Annotated in this window: 15 protein-coding genes and 1 other annotated feature; of the genes, 10 read left to right on the top strand and 5 right to left on the bottom strand. The window is 27.5% G+C overall.

Annotated features, from left to right (window positions below):
• The first annotated feature begins 415 nt into the window (after positions 1-415).
• Positions 416-637 (top strand): hypothetical protein, encoded by a 222-nt coding sequence (locus AAHM97_RS05040; protein WP_342268857.1) that lies wholly within the window; start codon positions 416-418, stop codon positions 635-637.
• Positions 638-1,064: 427 nt separating this feature from the next.
• On the opposite strand, the gene AAHM97_RS05035 is transcribed toward AAHM97_RS05040, so the two are convergent.
• The 4 genes from AAHM97_RS05035 to rplJ form a co-directional block, all read right to left on the bottom strand.
• Entirely contained in the window at positions 1,065-1,463 is a 399-nt protein-coding gene (locus tag AAHM97_RS05035; RefSeq protein ID WP_342268856.1) for a DDE-type integrase/transposase/recombinase, read from the bottom strand.
• Positions 1,454-2,209: an IS3 family transposase gene (locus tag AAHM97_RS05030; RefSeq protein ID WP_342268855.1), complete on the bottom strand. Its 756-nt coding sequence runs from the start codon at positions 2,207-2,209 to the stop codon at positions 1,454-1,456. Before AAHM97_RS05030 ends, AAHM97_RS05035 begins: the two co-directional genes overlap by 10 nt.
• 203 nt (positions 2,210-2,412) lie before the next feature.
• Complete coding sequence (rplL, locus tag AAHM97_RS05025) at positions 2,413-2,781, bottom strand: 50S ribosomal protein L7/L12 (RefSeq protein WP_342268854.1); 369 nt, start codon at positions 2,779-2,781, stop codon at positions 2,413-2,415.
• A 54-nt stretch (positions 2,782-2,835) separates the two neighbouring features.
• On the bottom strand, positions 2,836-3,336 hold the full coding sequence (rplJ, locus tag AAHM97_RS05020) for a 50S ribosomal protein L10 (protein ID WP_342268853.1): 501 nt from the start codon (positions 3,334-3,336) through the stop codon (positions 2,836-2,838).
• Between the two features lie 25 nt (positions 3,337-3,361).
• Positions 3,362-3,505, bottom strand: a sequence feature (ribosomal protein L10 leader region).
• Between the two features lie 98 nt (positions 3,506-3,603).
• On the opposite strand from rplJ, the gene AAHM97_RS05015 reads away from it, so the two are divergent.
• From AAHM97_RS05015 to AAHM97_RS05005, 3 genes are all read left to right on the top strand, one after another.
• Positions 3,604-5,730 carry a PTS transporter subunit EIIC gene (locus AAHM97_RS05015; RefSeq protein WP_342268852.1) on the top strand — a complete coding sequence of 709 codons (2,127 nt, stop codon included), beginning with the start codon at positions 3,604-3,606 and terminating at the stop codon, positions 5,728-5,730.
• 121 nt (positions 5,731-5,851) lie between these two features.
• Positions 5,852-6,283, top strand: coding sequence for a transposase (locus AAHM97_RS05010; RefSeq protein ID WP_342269441.1), 432 nt, complete (start codon positions 5,852-5,854; stop codon positions 6,281-6,283).
• Entirely contained in the window at positions 6,268-6,789 is a 522-nt protein-coding gene (locus AAHM97_RS05005) for an IS3 family transposase (RefSeq protein ID WP_342268851.1), read from the top strand. Before AAHM97_RS05010 ends, AAHM97_RS05005 begins: the two co-directional genes overlap by 16 nt.
• 563 nt (positions 6,790-7,352) lie before the next feature.
• On the opposite strand, the gene AAHM97_RS05000 is transcribed toward AAHM97_RS05005, so the two are convergent.
• On the bottom strand, positions 7,353-9,254 hold the full coding sequence (locus AAHM97_RS05000) for a M13 family metallopeptidase (RefSeq protein ID WP_342268850.1): 1,902 nt from the start codon (positions 9,252-9,254) through the stop codon (positions 7,353-7,355).
• A gap of 344 nt (positions 9,255-9,598) precedes the next feature.
• On the opposite strand from AAHM97_RS05000, the gene AAHM97_RS04995 reads away from it, so the two are divergent.
• The 6 genes from AAHM97_RS04995 (at position 9,599) to pfkB (ending at position 22,598) form a co-directional block, all read left to right on the top strand.
• On the top strand, positions 9,599-13,486 hold the full coding sequence (locus tag AAHM97_RS04995) for a DNA-directed RNA polymerase subunit beta (RefSeq protein WP_342268849.1): 3,888 nt from the start codon (positions 9,599-9,601) through the stop codon (positions 13,484-13,486).
• Positions 13,487-13,513: 27 nt separating this feature from the next.
• A complete protein-coding gene (gene rpoC / locus AAHM97_RS04990) occupies positions 13,514-17,284 on the top strand; it encodes a DNA-directed RNA polymerase subunit beta' (RefSeq protein WP_425288839.1) in 3,771 nt (1,256 codons plus the stop codon).
• Between the two features lie 1,581 nt (positions 17,285-18,865).
• Positions 18,866-20,005 carry a hypothetical protein gene (locus AAHM97_RS04985; RefSeq protein ID WP_342268847.1) on the top strand — a complete coding sequence of 380 codons (1,140 nt, stop codon included), beginning with the start codon at positions 18,866-18,868 and terminating at the stop codon, positions 20,003-20,005.
• A 191-nt stretch (positions 20,006-20,196) separates the two neighbouring features.
• Positions 20,197-20,610 (top strand): hypothetical protein, encoded by a 414-nt coding sequence (locus AAHM97_RS04980; protein ID WP_342268846.1) that lies wholly within the window; start codon positions 20,197-20,199, stop codon positions 20,608-20,610.
• A gap of 61 nt (positions 20,611-20,671) precedes the next feature.
• Complete coding sequence (locus tag AAHM97_RS04975) at positions 20,672-21,160, top strand: hypothetical protein (RefSeq protein WP_342268845.1); 489 nt, start codon at positions 20,672-20,674, stop codon at positions 21,158-21,160.
• A 496-nt stretch (positions 21,161-21,656) separates the two neighbouring features.
• On the top strand, positions 21,657-22,598 hold the full coding sequence (gene pfkB, locus AAHM97_RS04970; RefSeq protein WP_342268844.1) for a 1-phosphofructokinase: 942 nt from the start codon (positions 21,657-21,659) through the stop codon (positions 22,596-22,598).
• The last annotated feature ends 1 nt before the right edge of the window (position 22,599 follow it).

Raw genomic sequence — 22,599 nt, 5'->3', positions numbered from 1 at the left:
TATGTTCACAAATATATTGCATTTTCAAATTTTAATTTAAACACAAATTATTTAATTAAATACTTCAATATTAGTAGAACAACCTACTACAATTTAAAGCAAAATTTAATCTTCTTTCCCTTGTAGATATATTTAAGAATAATCTTCCGATTCTAACATTACCATTATATTTTAGTAAGAAATATTTGCGGGCAAAGAGGTATTTTAGCGAATTTATTAGAAAATATAAGGATTTTTGTATTAGTTATAGTGGTATTTCTAATTGAATTAAGGTTTCTAAGAAAATGTTTCTATTAAAATAATTAGAAAAATTGCCAATGAAAGCCCAAATGTTTTTAAAACCACATTCAGAATAAGAAAAAAACATAATTTATCAAAAAAACATAACAAATTTGTTAATGACGATTTAGTAAAAATGATTTATAACACACCAAATGTAATTAGTTTTGATGGAACAAACATAAAGATTTTCTTAAAGGATAAAAACTCATCTAAAAAATTAAATTGTTTAATATCTTATATATGAAAAAACCAGAAAGTTCTTGCTTCTAAATTTGATAAGAATGAAAATAGTAATAATGTAATTAAGGTTTTTGAAAATATATCAACATTCGCAAAAACAATAATAAAAAATTAATAATTCAACCAGATCGCGTTAGCGATTTTGCAAATGAAAATATTTTTAACTTTGTAAAGTGTAATAAACAAATCACACATTTAATGTCTAAAAAGGGGTTCAAACACAATTCTCCAGCAAAAAGTTATATGGTTGAATAAAACAAAAATTCATAAAATCATTATTTGGAGATAAATTTAAAAACCTTAATCGTTTCTTAAATAGATTTGAAAAGTCCATAAAACATTGAAATTTCATGAAAGAAATAAATTATAATATAAGTAGTAAAAATAAAAAAAACAGGTGTAATTCAGTACACTGAATATACTTTGTCAAGTATACAAAATGTTTTTTATAAATTTAATGTCATTTCTTCTTGGAAATGGCATTTTATTTTGGAAAGGTAAATATCTGCTGGGGTATGTCCATTGCTTTTGATAGTTATTCTTTAACGTATATATTCATCAACAATCATACAAACATCTGAAAATGTTTTTTGATATAAAACATGTTTATACTCAGTTTTTAATTGAGAAAAAAATGTTTCTGCTGCAGCCTTATCAATAGAGTTACCCGGTCTTGATAATGAGATAAATAAGTTTTCTCTTTTAGAAAATCGTCTAATTCAAATTGAAGTATATTGATAACCATTATCACTATGAATGATTTTTGGTTTACTTTTATCGTGATATTGTTGAGCTTCTTTTCACGTATCCATATAAAGTTTGTTATCGTTTCTTTCAGATACTTTGTATCCAACAATAAATCCAGTTTTTACACCCTTTAAAATACTCAAGTATGCAAATTTATTACTATATTTTATATAGGTAACATCAGTTACTCACAATTCATTTTTTTGGTAAAGGTCTCATTGACTATTAACAATATTAGTATAGCCACTATTACGTTTTTTAATCTCAATTGATTTTTTAAATCTTTTTTAATTCTTATCTTTGATTTTAGGCCTAGAATTCTCATATATCTTGCTATTTTAGACTGACTAATTTGAATTGTTCTATTTAAAATGAATTTTATTCGTGGAGAACCATACAAACCATTGTGATAATTAAAAATAATCTGTATTTTTTTAGCCAAGCTTAAATCAAAATCTATTTGATACTTTCTTTTTCCATTTTTGATCCAGCGATAATAAGAAGCTATTGTTATTTTTACGATTTTGCACAATTCATAAATTTTATGTATAGTTTTATATTTTTCAATAAATTCATATTTATTGAAAAATATTTTTTTTTGGTGTAAGTTTCTCATCATCTCATCAAACTTTTTTAATATCTCAAGCTCCAACTCTTTCTTTTTAAGTTGTTTATTTAATCTAGCAATTTCAATGTCTTTTGGATCTTTAATAGTTGTTAATTTTATCCCCATGTTTTTAAATTTACCAGTATTATTTTCTAATGCTTTTTCTCCATAAATTTCATAATTCAAACACCATCTTCTCACAGTGTGATATGAGACATCATTTTTCTCAGCTAAAACTCTAAATGTTAAACCCTGATCAAAGTGCTGCTTGACAATTATTAATTTTTGTTCCTTTTTTAGAATATTTGACTTGTTTTCTTTTAAATTTGCCATAATAAAAATCTCCTACATATACAATAATTTTATCTCAAAACTAAACCAATTTTTAGAAATTGCTTTTTGTTTTTTTATTATTGTATACATAAGAGATTATATTCACATTTAAAAAAATTTATTTTTCTTTTAAATAATAAAAAATTCTATTTATGAACAAAATTTATTTTTTGTCCAACCAATAGAATTTTCATAAAATTATATTATTTTAAATCAATTGAAGCGCCTAAATCCATCAGTGATTTTTTCATCGTTTCAGCTTCTTCTACTTTTACATTTTCTTTTAATGTAGCTGGCAATGTTCCATCAACTAATTTTTTAGCATCCATTAATCCTAATCCAGTAATTTCTTTTACAGCCTTAATAACCGCTACCTTATTCCCTCCAGGGTTTGTTAATAAAACACTAACCTCTGATGGTCCGGCAGCAGCATCTGCAACTCCTGTTTGTGCTGCGACAGCTGCGACAGCAACAACTCCAAAATGGTCCTCTATCGCTTTAACCAAATCATTTAGTTCTGTTAATTTCATTTCCTCTAATGCCTTGATAATATCATCTTTTGATAATGCCATAGTATATCTCCTTCTTTATTTTTATTGTGTGCCCTTCATACTTATTGTTTTACATTAGTCTGTTTTTGATTTTGCAACTTCCTTCATTACAAGCATTAGCTGACGTAATGGGTAAACGAGAGCCGATGCAAACATTGAGTACAATTCATCTCTTCCAGGAAGATTGGCGATTTCATTTATTTCATCCGTTCCCATTATACGACCCTCAAAAATTCCCGCTTTTAATAATAGATCTGGATTTTTTTTGGCAAAATCTGCAACTAATTTTGGTGCAGTTATCCCATCTTCCTCTGAAAATAAGAATATGTTCTGATCTGTTAAATAGTCATGAAGCCCCTCAATTTTTAGTTCATTTATTGCCCTTTCAAATAATGAATCTTTATAAACCTTAATATAAACATTTTTCTCACGAGCATAATTTCTTAAACTATCTATTTGTTGTACAGAAAGATTGGTATATTTAGCTATAACAACTCCCTGACTTTTTTCTATTCTATTTCTAATATCTTTTACAATCTCTGCTTTTTTAGCATGAGAAGGTCTTGTATTGGTCATCTATTTCCTCCTTTTAATAATAAGTGCAAAAACAAATAAAACCTTGGGTGTTTAACCAAGGTTTAGATCAAAAATAAATTACAATAAAATATAATCTATAAATATTCATCCCTCGGCAACAAATTAAGGTATTTCCTGTTGCTTTCTTAAGTATGATAGCATTATTATTATACCCGCTTTAAATTTAAAATGCAATAAATAAATGTAAAATAATTTGATAATAAATTTTTATTGTAATAAAATATAGTATAATTAATTTTAGAGTTTATGAAAAATATTGAGAAAAAAGAAGTAAATTACAATAATTCAAATAGAACTTGGCATGTGGCCCAAAGATTTTTTACATCTCTAGAAAAATTAGGGAATAAGAGACATTTTAAAGCAATGCGCTTAACATTCACAACATTAGTGCCAATTTTAATAATTGGTAGTATTTCAACGTTACTTTCGCAATTGTTATTTGGTTCTTCGCCAAAAGAAAGATTTTCATTAATTGGATTAATATGCAGAATATGTGGTAATTCGTGAGATGATGTTGATTTGCTTATATCCAACCAAAATACAAAATGATATAAAATACAGCATATACTAACGTCGGTGTTTAGCATTATAAACACAGCAACAATAGGTATAATTTCAATTTATTTTGTTTTTTTATATGGGTATTATATATCAGAACTAAAAGGTAAACACAAAACTACTAATACAGTTATGATAGGGTTTGTATCATTATCAAGTTTTGTTATTTCAATCATGGGACGGCTTAATTTTTTTATGGGTGTAAACGGATTATTTTCGGCACTAATAACCGGAGTTATTAGTGTTGAATTATTTGGCTACCTAACCTCTAAACAAATTTTTACATTTAATTCTACAGATAATGACAATCTATTATTTAAATATCTATCATATCTTATCCCAATGGCGATAACATTATTGATTATTTCCGGAATCAATTTGATTTTTTTAGGTATAGCTATGGCATGACCAGAGACATTTCAAATACGTAGTTCATCATATGGAAGTAATAAATTTGATATATGAGATTATTATGATAAAAAAATAGATGTAGATAATTTTTTGGACTATGCAGCAAATAAATACAATTTACAACTTGAGGACCTAACTATATTGCCAAAGAACAATTCTCAAGCATGAAAAAATATTATAAATAATTTTGGAACTAACAATGAATCAATCTCTGCGTGATTAAATGACTTTGATAAATTTTCCACACCTACCGGTAAGAAAATATTTGCCCTTTATATATTTGATCAAAAAAAACCAGAGTTATTGGGTTCGGGTGACCTTTCGTTGTTAAATATAGATATAAATAATATAAGTATAATTTATAATATTTTTACAAATATTAAGTCAGGCAATGATGAATTATACATATCTATTACTAACACAATAACTTCTATCCCACCTTCGTGTTTTGGTTTATCAGCTTCAATATTTTATGTTTTCAACCATTCATTATCTTTTATTAGTGAATTTAATGGAAATTTTGGTTTGGCATTTACTTATATTATATTAATCTCATTGTTTTGATTTTTTGGAATACACGGCTCTAATGTCACTGCTTCAATTTTTGAAACAATATGATGGAATAGTTTAATAAATAATACTAATCAAGGAAATATTGGAAACTCATTAAATACTAAAGACAATAATAATTTAAAGATATTTACAAAACCATTTTTTGATTCATATGTAAACATTGGGGGTGTGGGTTGCACATTATGTTTGCTTATTTGTCTCCTAGCATTTTCAAAAAGAAAAGATGTTAAGCGGATATCTAAATATAGCATTGTTCCATCCGCTTTTAACATTAATGAAACAGTAGTTTTTGGGGTCCCAATCGTTTTAAATGGGGTATTCTTTATACCGTTTATAACTGCCCCAATATTTGCTATGATAGTGGGTTATGTTGTAGTTGGGCCCCTTCATCTTGTAAATGTTGCATATACTTCAGCACCTTGATCAATGCCTTGATTACTTCAAGCTTTTGTTGTAACGGGTGATTACCGCTCAATTATTTTAAGCATAGTAATATTTATAATTGCCATTTTTATATGATTGCCATTTGTTCTGTTAGACAATAAACTTTATTTAGAAAATTTAAAGGAAACAAACCCAGAAGAATATAATCAAATGATGAGATTAATGAACGACTATGAATATAGACAACAATTTTATGAAGAAAAGTTGTTACAACAATTACTTGAAAAAGAGAAAGCAAGACAAGACAAGGAAAGAGTAAAATTTCGGCAAAGAATGAAGAAAAATAAACAAGAACACAAGCGTTTTATTAAGAAAGCAAGGTCATCCGTTACCATAAAAGAAGAAGGGTTAGAAATTACCACCGACTCTGACAACCCCCACCGGTAATAAAAAAAGCAATGTATAGGCTTTTTGAATACAATCTCTTATGTATACAATAATAAAAAAACAAAAAGCAATTTCTAAAAATTGGTTTAGTTTTGAGATAAAATTATTGTATGTGTAGGAGATTTTTTATTATGGCAAATTTAAAAGGGAACAAGCAAATATTATAAAAAAGGAACAAAAATTAATAATTGTCAAGCAACACTTTGATCAGGGTTTAACATTTAGAGTTTTAGCTGAGAAAAATGATGTCTCATATCACGCTGTGAGAAGATGGTGTTTGGATTATGAAATTTATGGAGAAAAAGCATTAGAAAATAATACTGGTAAATTTAAAAACATGAGGATAAAATTAACAACTATTAAAGGTCCAAAAGACATTGAAATTGCTAGATTAAATAAACAACTTAAAAAGAAAGAGTTGAAGCTTGAGATATTAAAAAAGTTTGATGAGATGATGAGAAACTTACACCAAAAAAAATATTTTTCAATAAATATAAATTTATTGAAAAATATAAAAATATACATAAAATTTATGAATTGTGCAAAATTGTAAAAATAACAAGAGCTTCTTATTATCGCTGGATTAAAAATGGAAAAAGAGAGTGTCAAATAGATTTTGATTTAAGCTTGGCTAAAAAAATACAGATTATTTTTAATTATCACAATGGTTTGTATGGTTCTCCACAAATAAAATTAATTTTAAATAGAACAATGCAAATTAGTCAGTCTAAAATAGCAAGATATATGAGAATTCTAGGCCTAAAATCAAAGATAAGAGTCAAAAAAAGATTTGAAAAACCAATTGAGATTAAAAAACGTAATAGTGGTTATACTAAGATTGTTAATAGCCAATGAGATCTTTACCAAAAAAATGAATTGTGAGTAACTGATGTTACTTATATAAAATATAGTAATAAATTTGTATACCTTAGTATTTTAAAGGGTGTAAAAACTGGATTTATTGTTGGATACAAAGGATTTGAAAGAAATGATAACAAACTTTATATGGATACATGAAAGGCAGCTCAACATATCACGATAATAGTAAACCAAAAATAATTCATAGTGATAATGGTTATTAATATACTTCAATTTAGATTGGGATATTTTTTTAAAAAACCTATTTATCTTATTATCAAGACTAGGCAACTTTATTGATTAAGCTAATTCAAGAACATTTTTTCTCAATCAAAAACTGAGCTAAACAAGTATTATATAAAAAAACATTTTTGGACTTTGTGTTTGTTGATGAATATATATTATTATAATCGTGAAAGAATAAGCATCAAAAGTAATTAAATACCAAGTATACCTTTATAATTACAAAAAAAATGCCATTTTTGAAAGGAAATGACATTAAATTTATAAAAAAACTTTTTGTATACTTGACAAGCTTATTCAAAAGTATAATCTATGCTTCTTTATTAAAAAAATATTAACTTAATAATTATGGTAATAATAAAAATTGTATAGCATATTAAAAAACTAAATGCTATTATTTTATTTTTAAACTCTGGTTTATACCCGTTTATTGAATTAGATAGTTTGAAACAAAATCATATAATAAAAGGAATTAGAATTAATACTGCCAAAAAAATAATTAATATGTTTCACATTTATTTTTAAAAGATTTTTATTAAATCTTCAGCTTTCCTATACATACTAAATTCCTCGGTTATTTCATAAGTTTCTTGAAACTCGCGTATATTGGTCAAAACACCATTAACTCTAAACTGACTAGGTGAATGAGGATCAGATTTAATTTGTGATAAAAGAGCATCCTTTTTAGAGATAACTCTTTCTGCCTCCGCAAAATATTCAAAAAACATTTTATAATTTAGATTATTCTTTTGTTTCTTAGCAACACGAAGCGCAGCGGTTAAACCAACTAAATCTGCTATATTTTCACCAAGTGTTAATCTTCCATTTACTTTTGAACCGTGTATCTCATAATTTGAAAATTGCTGTACTAACTTTTCTGAAAGTTCAGCATATTTTTTATAATCATTTTTATCTCACCATTTTGAAAGATTGCCTTTTTCATCATATTCACACCCTTGGTCATCGAATGCATGAGATATTTCATGACCAATAACAGAACCAATAGCGGCATATTTTTTTTCTATATCAAATTCATCAGAATAGAATGGAGGCTGCAGTATGCCAGCTGGGAAACAAATTTCGTTAGAACTTGGATTGTAATACGCATTTACAGTCTGAGCATTCATAAACCATTTTGCTTTATCAACGGGTTTATTTAAATCCTTAATTGCTTTATCAAATTGTCATTTAGAAACTGACAAAATAGTATTAAATATTGTTCCACCATCCTTAATTGATTTTATTTCTAATTCAGAGTAATCTTTTCAAACATCTGGGAAACCGATTTTAATTGTCAATTTATCTAATTTAGTATTTGCTTTTTCCTTTGCCTTTGAGCTCATTCAATTATTATTATTCATCATTTCCTTATAGTCTTCGATAATAAGATTTGTCATCTTTAATACTTCATCTTTTTTTTCTTGTGAAAATCATTCTTTTACAAAGATCTTTCCAATCACATCACCTAGTAGCGATTCTGTAATATCATAAGCTGAATCTCTTTTCTTTTTAGGTTTTTTAATGCCAGTAAAAACTTTAGAAAACTCAAAATTAATTTTTCCAACCTTATGCAACCCGTACATACCGGCAATATCAACAAGAAGCATTGATATTAAATAGTTTTTAATTTGTTTAAAGGAAAAATTTTTCAATGTTTTATCTAAGTTATTAAAATATTTAATTTCTGCAATAGAAACAACTTTTTGATTATCAATACCCAAAGTTTTAAATATTTTATTTCACTCAAAAATAGAGGATATATTTTTTATATCCTTAGTTTTTACAACGTTATATGTAACATAGGGATCTCGATATTCTTCGTTTTTTAATATATTTTCCGCCAAGGCTTTTTCAATCGCATGTGTATCTGAAACCCTTTCAGGAGTGTATAACCCAAATACAGACAACATATCTTTTAAGTATTTAAAATATGCAGTTCGTATTTTTTTTGTTTGTTCATCATCATCAAAATAGTAATCTCTGTTTGACATTAATAAACCATCAGATTCAAGATAAACAATATTTTTATTACTATCTTTTGCATCTGGGTATACTCCAAATGATATCAAGAACCCTTGGTAAAGGTTTTTAAAGTAGTGAATATATACATCTGTTAGTTCTTCCATGCTTTTTAAATCAAGAATTTTACTTAAATCTAACATAACACTATTAACTATTTTATTTTTTTTTGGTTTACTCTTCAGAACCAAATCGAAAAAATTATATACTTTATTAAATTCAACATCACTATAGATCCTATCTTTGCTAAATATTAATTTCTTTAACTTTTTTTTATTTTCATCGCTCAATTGATAATAACTTGCTCATCGTGAATGACCCTTTGGTATTTTTGCCTTCTTGAAATAATTATAATTTACATGATTATAAAAATCATCCAACATATTAGGTTTTATTTTATTCATTTATCCTCCGTTTTTATTAGAAACATGGGAAACATCTATTATCTTTAAAATAATTATTTTTTGATAAATTATTATAATATTATTTAAAGTATTTGGTTTTAATTGTATTTTATTATTTTTTATAATAGAAGATTCCCATTAAGAATATTATATTGTAAAAACATGTTGTAGTGCGATATTATTACATTAAAACCACAACAATATTGTAATATATGCGTTATATATAGTATGAATAGAAACTATTTGAAATTTTTATTAAAAAATAGGCAAAAGTGCTTGACTTAGTCATTATTTTTGTCTAAAATCTATATACATATTGCTTTGTATTTTGAGGGGGAAAATAAATGAAAATAAAAAAAATTGGGCATAATAAGGTTATACGTCATGATTATGCAAAGGTTTCAAGTGACCTGAGGCTTCCCAATTTAATTGACATACAATTAAACACATTTGATTGATTTAAGAAAAAAGGGATTCAAGAAGTGTTTGATGAGATATTTCCAATTGCTACAAATGATGAAAATTTAATTCTAAGCCTTGATGACTGAGAGTTCAGGGAACCAAGAATATCTGCTGAAAAGGCAAAAACTGAATCTAAGGTTTTTGATGCTCCAATATATTCAAATATATCATTGTCTATAAATTTGGAAAACCACCAAATATTTAAGGAAAATTTTGAAGGTATTACAGATTCAAAGAAAATTGTAAAGGCTTATTTGGTTGAACAAGTTGGAGATGAGGTTAAATTTAAATCTGAGGATAAAAATTCGTTGAGATATGAATATACTAGTAAAATTACAGGAGCAAAACCTGAATTAATTGAAATTAAAATTATTGATGAGACTGCTGAATATATTAATGTAAGCGCCTATCTTCATAAACAAGGTGAAGTTTTTTTTGGTGACATACCCATGATGACAAAACGAGGGACCTTTATTATAAATGGAAGTGAAAAAGTTGTTGTTTCTCAATTGGTTAGATCACCAGGGAGTTATTTTAAACATGAAATTGATAGAAAAACAAGAGAAAATAAATACCATGCTGACATAATTCCATCAAGAGGAACATGGTTAGAATTTGAGATAGATGTTAAGAAAATATCTGAAACAAAACCATCTACATGATTTGGAGTTAAAATAGATAAATCCAAAAAAGTTAACTTCACAAAATTTTTAACAGCTCTCGGATTTAAAAGCGGTGATGTAATAAAATTATTCAATAATAATAAGAACGTTATTGACTCATACACACAAGATAATTTATCAGGGGATTTTGATAAAGATTTTTCATCTACAATAACAGATCTATATAAAAAAATTAGACAAGATGAAACAGCCACAGCTGAAGGGGCGTATCGCTATATTGCTGCCTTATTTTTTGATAAAAGAAAATATGACTTGACAAATGCTGGTAGATTTAAATTAAATCAAAAACTTGCCATGAGAGACAGAATTATTGGAAGAATATTGGCTGAAACTATTAAGGATGTCAACGGAAAGGTATTATTTAAGAAAGGTTCAGAAATTACAAAAGATAATTTTCCCATTTTAGATGAAGCATTAAAAGCTGGAGCAATGGTTCATAAAATAAGCAATAGTGTAACTATCTTAGATAAAGATTACCCAGGTGAAGAGACCAAAGTTCATAAAATTTTAGTCTACTCTGATAATTTAAACAAAACTGATGAAAGCATAATTCCAATTATATCAATTTGCCACGGTATAACAGAACAACACCTTACTAATAGCGATATTTTTGCAACCATATCTTATGCTATGAATTTAGTTGATGGGATTGGTGAAGAAGACGATATAGATCACCTTGGAAATAGACGTGTTAGAACTGTGGGAGAATTATTGCAAAATCAATTGCGAATTGGAATGATTAGAATTGAAAAAAATGCTAAAGAAAAATTAACTACCTCTTCCCCTTTCAAAATGAGGTTATCAAATATAATTAATAATAAACCACTAACAGCTGTAATTGGTGAATTTTTTAACCTTTCACAATTATCACAATTTATGGACCAAACAAATCCATTAGCTGAATTAACAAATAAAAGACGTATCACAGCTCTTGGTCCTGGGGGATTAAGTAGAGATAGAGCGGCTCTTGACGTCCGTGACGTCCATCCGAGTCACTATGGTAGAATTTGTCCAATTGAGACACCGGAGGGACCTAACATTGGTCTAATTTCCAATCTTTCTACATATGCTGAAGTTAATGAATATGGTTTTATAGTCACTCCTTATCGTAAGGTTAAAAAAGGTAGAGTTATAGAAAACGAGTATGAGAAATTAACTGCAGACCAAGAAAAATATTTTGTTGTTGCGCAGGCAAATATTAATATTGCTGAGGATGGTACAATACTAGACAAAAATATTGTAGCTCGTTTTAAAGGCGGAGACATTATTGTCTCTCCGGAAGAAGTTGACTATGTTGACGTTTCTCCAAAACAAATCGTTTCTATAGCAACCTCTTGTATCCCATTTTTAGAAAACGACGACGCAAATAGAGCGTTAATGGGTGCAAATATGCAACGACAAGCTGTGCCGTTAATAAACCCTGATTCACCAATTGTTGGAACAGGGGTAGAATATGAGGCTGCAAGAGATTCTGGACAAGCAATAATTTCAGGATGAGACGGAACAATCGAATATGTAGATGCAAAAAAAATAGTTATAAATACTAAAAAAGATGGTAAAAAAACAGAACATTTAAATATTTTTGAAAGATCAAATAGTGGTACAAGTTTAACTCATATACCGATTGTTAAAATAGGTGACAGCGTCAAAAAGGGACAAATTCTTGCAGATGGTCCTTCAATGGACAAAGGTGAATTGGCTCTTGGTCAAAATGTTGTAGTAGCTTTTACAACTTGAAATGGGTACAACTATGAGGATGCAATTATTGTTTCTGAAAGAATAGTTGTTGAAGATGTATTTACTTCAATTAATATTGATGAATATACATTAGAGGTTAGGCAAACAAAACAAGGTGTTGAGGAAGTGACTCGTGAAGTTCCAAATGTTTCAGAAACTGTTAAAAAGAATTTAGATGAACAAGGAATTGTCGCTATCGGTAGTGAGGTTAAAGTTGGAGACATATTAATAGGAAAGGTAACGCCAAAATCACAAACTCAAAAATCCGCTGAAGATAAACTATTACAAGCTATTTTTGGTGAAAAATCTAAAAACTTAAAGGACAATTCTTTGCGTGTTCCTAACGGTGGTGATGGTATTGTTCAATCAATTAAAAGATTTGCCAAAAAAGATGGATTTGATTTGCCCTCTGATATTTTAGAAATAATAAAAGTTTATGTTGTTCAAAAAAGAAAAATTCAAGAAGGAGATAAAATGGCTGGACGCCATGGAAATAAGGGTGTCATATCTAAAATACTCCCAATTGAAGATATGCCACATACAAAAGATGGAACACCGGTTGACATATTATTAAATCCACAAGGTGTACCTTCACGTATGAATATTGGTCAAGTTTTAGAAATCCACTTAGGTATGGCTGCTAAAAAATTGGGTATTAAGGTATCAACTCCTGTTTTTGAGGGTGTGGATGAGCAAGAATTGTTAGATATTATGAGCGAAGCTGGAATGTCTGATTATGGTAAAGTTGAATTAATAGACGGACAAACAGGTGAGTCATTTGACAAACCTATTGCCGTTGGTGTGATGTACATGCTTAAACTTTCTCATATGGTTGATGACAAAATACATGCGAGAAATGTTGGTCCATATTCATTAATTACTCAACAACCATTAGGTGGTAAGGCTCAAAATGGGGGTCAAAGATTTGGTGAAATGGAAGTTTGAGCATTGGAAGCATATGGTGCAGCATACACTTTGAGAGAGATATTAACAATAAAATCAGACGATATCAAAGGTAGAATTAAAACATATGAATCAATAGTTAGGTCTAAACCAATACCTAAGCCAGGAATTCCAGAATCATTTAAAGTTCTTACAAGAGAAATAATGGGCCTTGGGTTTGACGTTAATATGATTTACAATGATGGAACAAAAATGCCTATAAAAAGATATGAAGATAGTGACGAATTTGTAGATTTTGAATATTTTGAAGGAGATGAATCAGAAGTATTTGGTGAGTCAACTCCAAGTGATATTTCAGATGATTATTTAGATGATTTATCATTATTAATCAATACTGATGAAATGGATATATCATATATTGATGATGACGATGATAATAATGATTAATAGGAATGAGGGAAAATGGAAAATATAATTAATAAATTGAGAGCAAAACCAGGCATAAAAATTGAATTAGCATCATCTGATACAATTCGTTCATGGTCTAATGGTCCAGTGACTAAACCCGAAACAATAAACTATAAAACATTAAAATCTGAGAAAGATGGTTTATTTGATGAGAAGATATTTGGACCAACAAAAAATTATGAGTGTTATTGTGGTAAATACAAAAAGGTAAAAAACAAAGGTAAAATTTGTGAAAATTGTGGTGTTAAAATAACTGAATCTATTGTTAGAAGAGAAAATATGGGTCATATTGAATTAGCAGAACCTGTAACTCATATTTGAATGCTTAAAGTTTCTCCATCAAGAATTGCAACAACTCTCGGTTTAAAAACAAAGGAAGCTGAAGAAGTAATTTACTTTGTTAGCCATATTGTTTTAACACCGGGAACAACTAAACATCTTTACAAGGGTATGGTACTTGACTTGGGTAAGGTAAAAACCTCTTTGAAAACGAGGGAGGTTTTAGCAAAAACATTAAATGATATTCTTAAAGGTGTGGATACAGTTGAAAAGGTGGATGAAGCCTCTTATAATTATAGAAGAATAAAATCAATGATTGAATTACTTAAAAACCCAACAACTCCATTTTCAATGGATGAAGCTAGTGATATTATTTCTAAATATACAGGAGCTAAATTTGGTATTGGGGCAAGAGCATTAGAAGCCTTGTTAAAGGAGGTTAATATTGATGAAGAAATTGAAAAACTAAAAACTCAGATCGATGAAAGCAAGTCAACAAATGAACGTATAAAAATGATGAAAAGGTTGGAAATTTTAGATGCATTTAAAACCTCAAACGCAAAACCTGAGTGAATGGTTCTTCATACATTGCCAGTTATCCCCCCAGATATTAGACCTATTATCCAATTAGATGGTGGGAGATTTACAACAAGTGAGATTAACGACCTATATCGTAGAATAATAATTAGAAACGAAAGATTAAAAAAAGTTATCAAAATGAAAGCTCCAAGCATTATAGTTAACAATGAGAAAAGAATGTTACAAGAAGCTGTTGATGCATTATTTGATAACGATAGAAAAGCTAGACCAGTTACTGGAAAAGATAAAAGAGCACTTAAATCATTAACTTCTACATTAAAAGGAAAACAGGGGAGATTTAGACAAAATCTATTAGGAAAAAGAGTGGATTACTCTGGTAGAAGTGTTATTGCAATAGGGCCAGATCTAAAAATGTACCAAGCAGGTATACCACGTGATATGGCAATTATTTTGTTTAAGCCTTTTGTTATTCAAAGATTACAAGAAAAAAATCTTGCAGATAATGTTAAGGTTGCAGAAAAAATGATTTCTCATTTAGATGAAAAAATATGAGATGTATTAGAGGAGGTGATTAAAGATCGCCCAATTCTTTTAAATAGGGCTCCAACACTCCATAGATTAGGAATTCAAGCATTTGAGGCAAAATTGGTTAAAGGTAAGGCGATAAGATTACATCCATTAGTTACAACAGCGTTTAATGCAGATTTTGATGGTGATCAAATGGCTGTTCATTTACCTTTGTCAAATGAAGCTGTAGCAGAATCTAGGGCGCTAATGTTAGGATCAAAAGCTATTTTGGGTCCAAAAGATGGTAAGCCTATAGTTACACCTACACAAGATATGATCCTAGGAAATTATTATTTAACATCCGAAGAAAAAGGCTTGCCTGGTGAAGGCATGATATTTGCAACTCAAGATGAGGCAATACTGGCATACGAATCTGGTTCTGTTAATTTAAATTGTATTGTTGGAATCTTAATTTCTGCATTTGAGAATAAATATTTTAAGGATGAGGATAAAAATAAATTTTTAATCACAACTATTGGTAAAATAATTTTTAATAAAATGTTTATTGAGTTATTTCCATACATTAACAACTATGAAGTTTTAAACGCTGAGAACAATTATAATAAATTTATTGTTGATTCTAATATAGATATAAGGGAGTTTATTAAGAATGATTATGATGTACAACACCCAATAAGAAAAAAAGAGCTATCATTAATAATTGAAAGATTCTTCAAAACATATGGGGCAAATAAAACAGCACAAATGTTAGATAATATGAAAGATCTAGGATTTAAATTTTCATCTAAATCTGGGACAACAATTTCTGCGGGTGATGCTGTTGTTTATAGTGAAAAATATGAAAGCTTTAGGGAAGCTGATATAAAAATTAAAAAAATTTCTGAATTTTTTGATAACGGTATGTTAACCGCTGTTGAGAAAAAAAGAAGAGTGATTAATATTTGGTCAGATGTTAAAGATAAAATTCAAGTTAGATTAGAATCTAAACTTAGAGAAGATCCTAAAAATCCAATATTTGTTATGGCCGATTCTGGTGCAAGGGGTAATGTTTCAAACTTTACTCAGTTAGTGGGTATGCGTGGACTTATGAATGACCCTAAAGGTGATATTAAGGAAATACCAATTAAATCATCTTTTAGAGAAGGTTTAACAGTTTCGGAGTATTTTATTTCAACACACGGTGCAAGAAAAGGTATGGCGGATATCGCACTTAAGACTGCTGATTCGGGTTATCTAACAAGAAGATTAGTTGATGTTTCACAAGAAATAATTGTTGATATTGAAGATTGTGAATCATCAAAAGGGTTCATAGTTTCTGATATTATTGAAACAAAGCATAACAATATTATTGTTCCTATAAAAGATAGAATTTATGGAAGATTTGCATTTGATGATGTTGTTGATAAAGACGGAAAAGTTTATGTAAAAAGAAATGAAATAATATCTTTTGAGATAGCTGGTGAGATAGCTGCCTCAGAAATTAAAAAAGTAAATATTAGAAGTGTGCTTACATGTGAATCCCGTAGAGGTGTTTGTCAAAAATGTTATGGAATTAATCTAGCAGTTGGTGATATTGTTTCTATTGGTGAGCCTGTAGGTGTTATAGCGGCCCAATCTATTGGTGAACCTGGAACTCAATTAACTATGAGGAACTTCCATACAGGTGGTGTTGCTGGAGGTTCAGATATTACCCAAGGTCTACCCCGCATTAAGGAGTTATTAGATATTACAACACCAAAAGGGTCAATTTCACTTATCTCCCAAATTGAAGGTACCGTTAGCGAAATAAAAGATGATGATGGTATTTATAAAATAATAGTTAAATCTGAATTAGATATGCGAGAATATAAGTCTCACTATGGTGCGATTTTACGTGTAGCAAAAGGAGATAAAGTTGAGCGTGGTCAAAAATTAACCGAAGGTTCAATAGATATTAAAGAACTTTTAGAGATTGGTAAAATTGAAACAGTTCAAAATTATATTTTAAAAGAAGTACAAAAAGTTTATCGTCTACAAGGTATTGAGATTTCCGAAAAATACATAGAAATCATTATTAAGCAAATGCTTAATAAAGTAATAGTTACATACCCTGGTCAATCAAACTTATTACCTGGAGAAGTTATTTATGAAAAACAATATAAAGATATTGTAAAACAATGTATGGATGAAGACAAAAAACCCCCATTGGCAAAGAGAACAATTTATGGAATTAAGAAAGCACCATCAGAATCATCTTCATGGCTTTCATCTGCTTCTTTTCAAGATACCGCAAGAGTGCTCGTTAAGGCAATTATAAAAGGGAAAGTTGATAAGTTGGAAGGCTTAAAAGAAAATATTATGCTAGGAAATCTTATCCCTGCTGGAACCGGATTATCACAGCCTGACGAAATTATACAAAGAGGAATAGATGCACTTAAAGATGAATATTAATATATTTATTTAAAATAGTGTAATATTTATAAGATGATAAAATAATTATAAATGCTTATTATACATTAATAATTAATTTCTATTACATATGTTGTTATAGCATAAAAATATTAATTACTATATTAAGTCTCAAATATTTTAATTAATTACCAATGAGTAATATAGTGTGTTTCACCTAAATGTATTTTGTTAGCTATGCAATGTGTTTTTTTGCAAGTTTATTAGGAATAAGGAAAGCTAAGTGCGCTGAATACACTTAGTTTTTTTTAATAATATATTATATTCTTTCTTAATTAAATTTCAATGTTTTATTAACTTTTTACTCTATTTAATAAATAATTAAAACTTTTCAATTTGACTCAATTACGCTTTTAAATATTTATTATATTATTATGCCGAAGTATTTGTAGACTTTGAATATGTAATTTGTCCACTATACCTTGCAAAATTAAAAATAATTATGCTCAGAAAATGTCATTGTGATCTAATTTAATTATTAATTTATGTTTCTTGCAGATATTAATATATTTTAAGAACCTTAATTACACTAAGATATTTTAATTCTTATCAAACATACAAAAAATCTTTTTTTTCTATATATAAGATATTAGACAATTAAATTTTTCCTTATAATTTTTTATGTTCTGAAAAAATTATAAATAGTTAAATTAAGCTCAATTAGATTTGTTATTTTATAATTCATTTTTGCTAAATCATCTTTAACAAATTAGTTGTTTTTTTGATAGAAAGTTTCTGTTTATTACTTCAGCTTTTTAATCAGTTTAAAGGATAAGTTTTTCTTGTTGAAAATTATTACTTCAATCGGAAATATTACCACAACTTATACAAATCTCATATTTTTTAATAAATTTGTAAATTTCTTTTGATTGCAAAAAATTTCTTACTAATATATATAATGGAAAAATTGAAAATAAATGATGGTTATTAAATATTTATATAGGAAATAGAAGATTAAATTTTACTTTAAATTAATAATATGTTATTCTACTAATTTCAAAATTTTAATTAAAAAATCTGTATTTAAATTGAAACTTTATACAAATATATTTGGGAACAAAAGTAATTTTTATAAATTTTTAATTTTGTATATTAATTTCATTTTTCAAATACTTTATTTTTTTAATAATAAGTTATTTAGATATGCTATATATAATTATTTTTTAGCCTTTATTTTGTTTTTAATTCTTTTAAATCAATAACGTTTTTTATTTATTTTTATAATTTTATTCTCGTCACATTTACCTAATCTTTAGAATAACAACACTGTCATTTCTTCATTATATATACCAATTGTGGTTTGGAAGATATATTCAGCTCTTTTGCTATTTTTTCTACACTTTCTATATTTTTAAATCTTTTTGCAAGAAATTTTAATATTCTTATCAGAATGTAGTTTTATATTTTTTTATAATAAACTAAGGATTTTGACTTTTATTACATTTAGCTATTTGTATTCTAGACTTCTTAGTGATATATTCTATATAACCTCATAAAAAAAGTAAAATTGCATCATTTATTATTCATAACCAACATATTTTTTTAAAAAAGTGTATTATATTTATGAAAGGAAGAGAAATGTTATTAGATTTTGAAAATAAATATTTAGAAGAAATAAAAGGTTTTGACACATTGAATGAAATTTGCCAACAAGGGATAGTCTTTATAGAAATAGTAAGGTTATTTGATAAGATTAAATACAAGATAAATAAGTTTATGAAGAAAATATGAGCCAATAAGAAAAGTTTTAAGATAATATTTACAGGAGTTGGTTCTTCTGAATTTATAGGTAATTCTATTGTTAACACACTTATTCAGCAAGGTTATAACGCCCGGAGCATATCGAGCACAGATATTATTCCGTATATTGAAGAATACATTGATCCAAAAGAGAAATTGTTATTAATATCATTTTCAAAAAGTGGAAATTCGCCCGAAATTATAGAAACATATAATATTGTAAATAATTTTGTTTTAGATTGTAGACATCTAATATTTACATGTAATTCAAAAGGAAAACTGTGAATTGAAGGTCGTAAGAATAAAAATACATTTGTATTTACGCTTCCCAGCAGATCTGATGATAAATCTTTTGTAAAGACATCGAGTTTTACCGGTATGATATTATCTGCATTGTTATTTTTTAGGGTTGATGAACCTGAAGAGTATAGAAAAATTGTTACCGATTTGGCAAAATGTGTTAATAATAATATTAGGGAAAATTACGAGAGGATAAAATATCTAGCAAATTTATCAATCGAGAGAATTGTGTATTTAGGTGCTTCTAATTTAAAAGGAATAGCACAAAAATCACATTTAATGATTTTAGAATTGACCGGTGGTAATATAGAAACTTTTTATAATTCACCATTAGGATTCCGTCGCATGGCAAAATATATATTGAATGAGGGAACAATGGTGTTTGTTTATTTAAGTGTTGAACCAAATAAAAGAAAATATGATATTGATTTATTAAAGGAACTTTACACACAAAAAAAATGTGATAAAATAATAGTTTTGGATTGTATAAATGAAAAAAAAATAGAATCATTCTGTGATGAGTATTTTTCATTAGAGAGTGAATATGAAGATTTTATTCAAATAAATTATATTGTACTAACACAATTATTTGCTTTTTATAAAGCGATAAATGTGGGCAAATCACCAGATAATTCATGCCAAGTAGATGGGTTAATAGAGTAGTACAGGGAGTTATTGTAATAGTGATAAAATGAGCAAATTCACATATTTTTAGAGATGTAATTGTTTTATTATTATTTGTTTTTATGATTTTATACTATAAAGAATCATAAAAACTAATGCTAAGAATGAGTGACTCTAAGTAAACCGATAATTAAAAAAAATAATTTTTCTTTAATTAGAGGAGAACTACAATGGGTAAGAGATATAGTGTAAATGTAAAAAAGATGGCATTACAAAGATTTAAAAAAGGAGAAAATGTTAGAAAAATAGCCAATGAACTAAATATTGTTTCAGGTTCACAATTAATATATATTTGAGAAAAAAATGAAAAATTTTGTTATTCTAAAAGTATTGATAAGTGTAAAGCAATGAATGAGATGTCAAAAAAAATAACAAAAGAATATATGACAACTGAATTGAAGACAAATCTAAAAGAAATTAAGGAACTTAAGAAAAAAAACGCATTATTGCAAAAACAACATGAAAATGATTTGATTGAAAAATTACTTATTCAAGGAGAAATTGAAGTTCTAAAAAAGTCTCTTCTTTCTTGCGCAGCAACAATGATAATCAATTTGATGAGGATGGTAAGAATGATAAATTAGAAGTATTAAAACCAAAATATATAAACATTATGCTAGTTCTCAAATTTATATGTTTGAGGCAATGTATGGCATTGGTACAAATAAATTGATTAAATATTTTACCATTACAAAAAACACATACAAAAAATTTAAGGTAAAATGAAATCTTAAATCGCCAATTGAGATCTATAAAAAATGTTTGGATATTCCTTCTATACCAAATTATGTTAATATTAGTTATTCAAAGGCTCTAGACTATATTTTTGAATTTAAGGCAATAAACAAGGGGATTGTAACCAGTGCTCAAGATATTCATAACTGAATATTACTTGAAAAAGGTGAAAATGTATCAATTAAAATGATAAGAAGAGTTGCTAAAGAAAATCCCAATATTTTTAAAACAGTATCCAGATCAAAAAAACGAAATTATTTTTCATCAAATCACAATCAATATGTCAGAGATGACCATGTCAAGAATAACTATAAAACCCCAAATGTTGTCGGGATTGATGGTACATATTTTAGATTCTATTTAAAAGGTAAAAAGAATATTATTTCATGTTCGTTTTAGCCAACAGAAAATTCTGCTAATGTTTTAAAAGTTATAAAAAAAATTAACAATTCTGCTAAGAATGAAAATAAAAAAATAATTATTCAATCAGATCGTGGAACTGCGTTTGCAAATAAATCTATTTATGATTATGTTGATAGCTCAGACAATATATTTCACTCAATGTCTAATAGTGGTTTTAAACACAATTTTCCGACAGAGAGCTTAAATGGTTTGGTTAAACAAAAGTTTTTCAAATCATTCGGTAGAATATTTAGAAATATGAAACATTTTTACAATTGTTTCCAAAAAATTGTTAAAAATTGAAATTTAATAAAGGAAATAAATTATAATTCAAAAAGAAAGTAGAATAGTTATTAGATTAACTAGTCTACTTAGAGTCTTTTTTCTACTATTAAAAAAAATAATATACCTTAAAGTAATGGAATTGAAAATAAAAAGAAAAATATTCAAAATTAATTATTAATTAATATGGTATACTTAATTTGAGGTAACTATGATTTACACTATTACACTTAACCCAGCAATTGATGTTACCATTGAGACAAATGGTTTTTCAATTAATGAAACAAATTATTATACAAATTCATATTCATTTATTGGGGGAAAGGGAATAAATGTTGCATTTATTTTAAACCAACTAGAAGCTGAAGTTTATGCCACAGGTTTTTTAGGCAAAGACAACAGTGATTTTTTTGTGAATAAGTTTAAAGAATTTAATATCAATAACAATTTTATTATAATTGACGGTTTGACAAGAACAAATTTTAAAATAAAGAATTTATCAAGAAAAGAAGAAACTGAATTGAATGGTCTTGGCTTTATTGTTAATAAAAACAATATTAATGAAATAATTTTACAATTATCAAATAAACTTTTAAAGGGGGATATTTTAATAGCCGCTGGCTCTTTGCCAAGAAATACAGATACCTCTATTTACCAAAGGATAGGAGATTTATGTCTACAAAAAGAAGTGGTATTTATACTAGATACTTCACATATTCAAATGATTAAAGCCCTAAAAGCTAAACCATATTTAATAAAACCCAATATACAAGAGATATGTGAGATACTTGGAAAAAAATTTGAAAACAGAGAGTATTCACTTAATGAAGTTAAATTACTAGTTGAAGATTTAAAAAAACTTGGCGCTCGGAATATACTGTTAAGTATGGGGGCCAAGGGATCGATATTTTTTACAGAAGATAATAAAATTTATAAAACAGGCATAGCTAAAGGAGATTTGATTAATTCTGTGGGCTCTGGCGATAGCATGGTTGCTGGCTTTGCTTATGGGTTATACAAAGGAATGAGCATTAAAGAAAGGCTCATGTATGCATCGGCATGTGGGGGAGCCACTGCATTTTCGGAATGGTTGGCTTACAAAAAAGATATAATAAAATATTTGAACACTATAGAAATAAAAGAGGCAGAATAAT

Source organism: Spiroplasma endosymbiont of Aspidapion aeneum, assembly GCF_964031045.1.
Taxonomy (GTDB): Bacteria; Bacillota_I; Bacilli_A; order Mycoplasmatales; family Mycoplasmataceae.
Note: the sequence above shows the minus strand (reverse complement) of the source record. Positions and strands in the feature narration are given on the sequence as shown.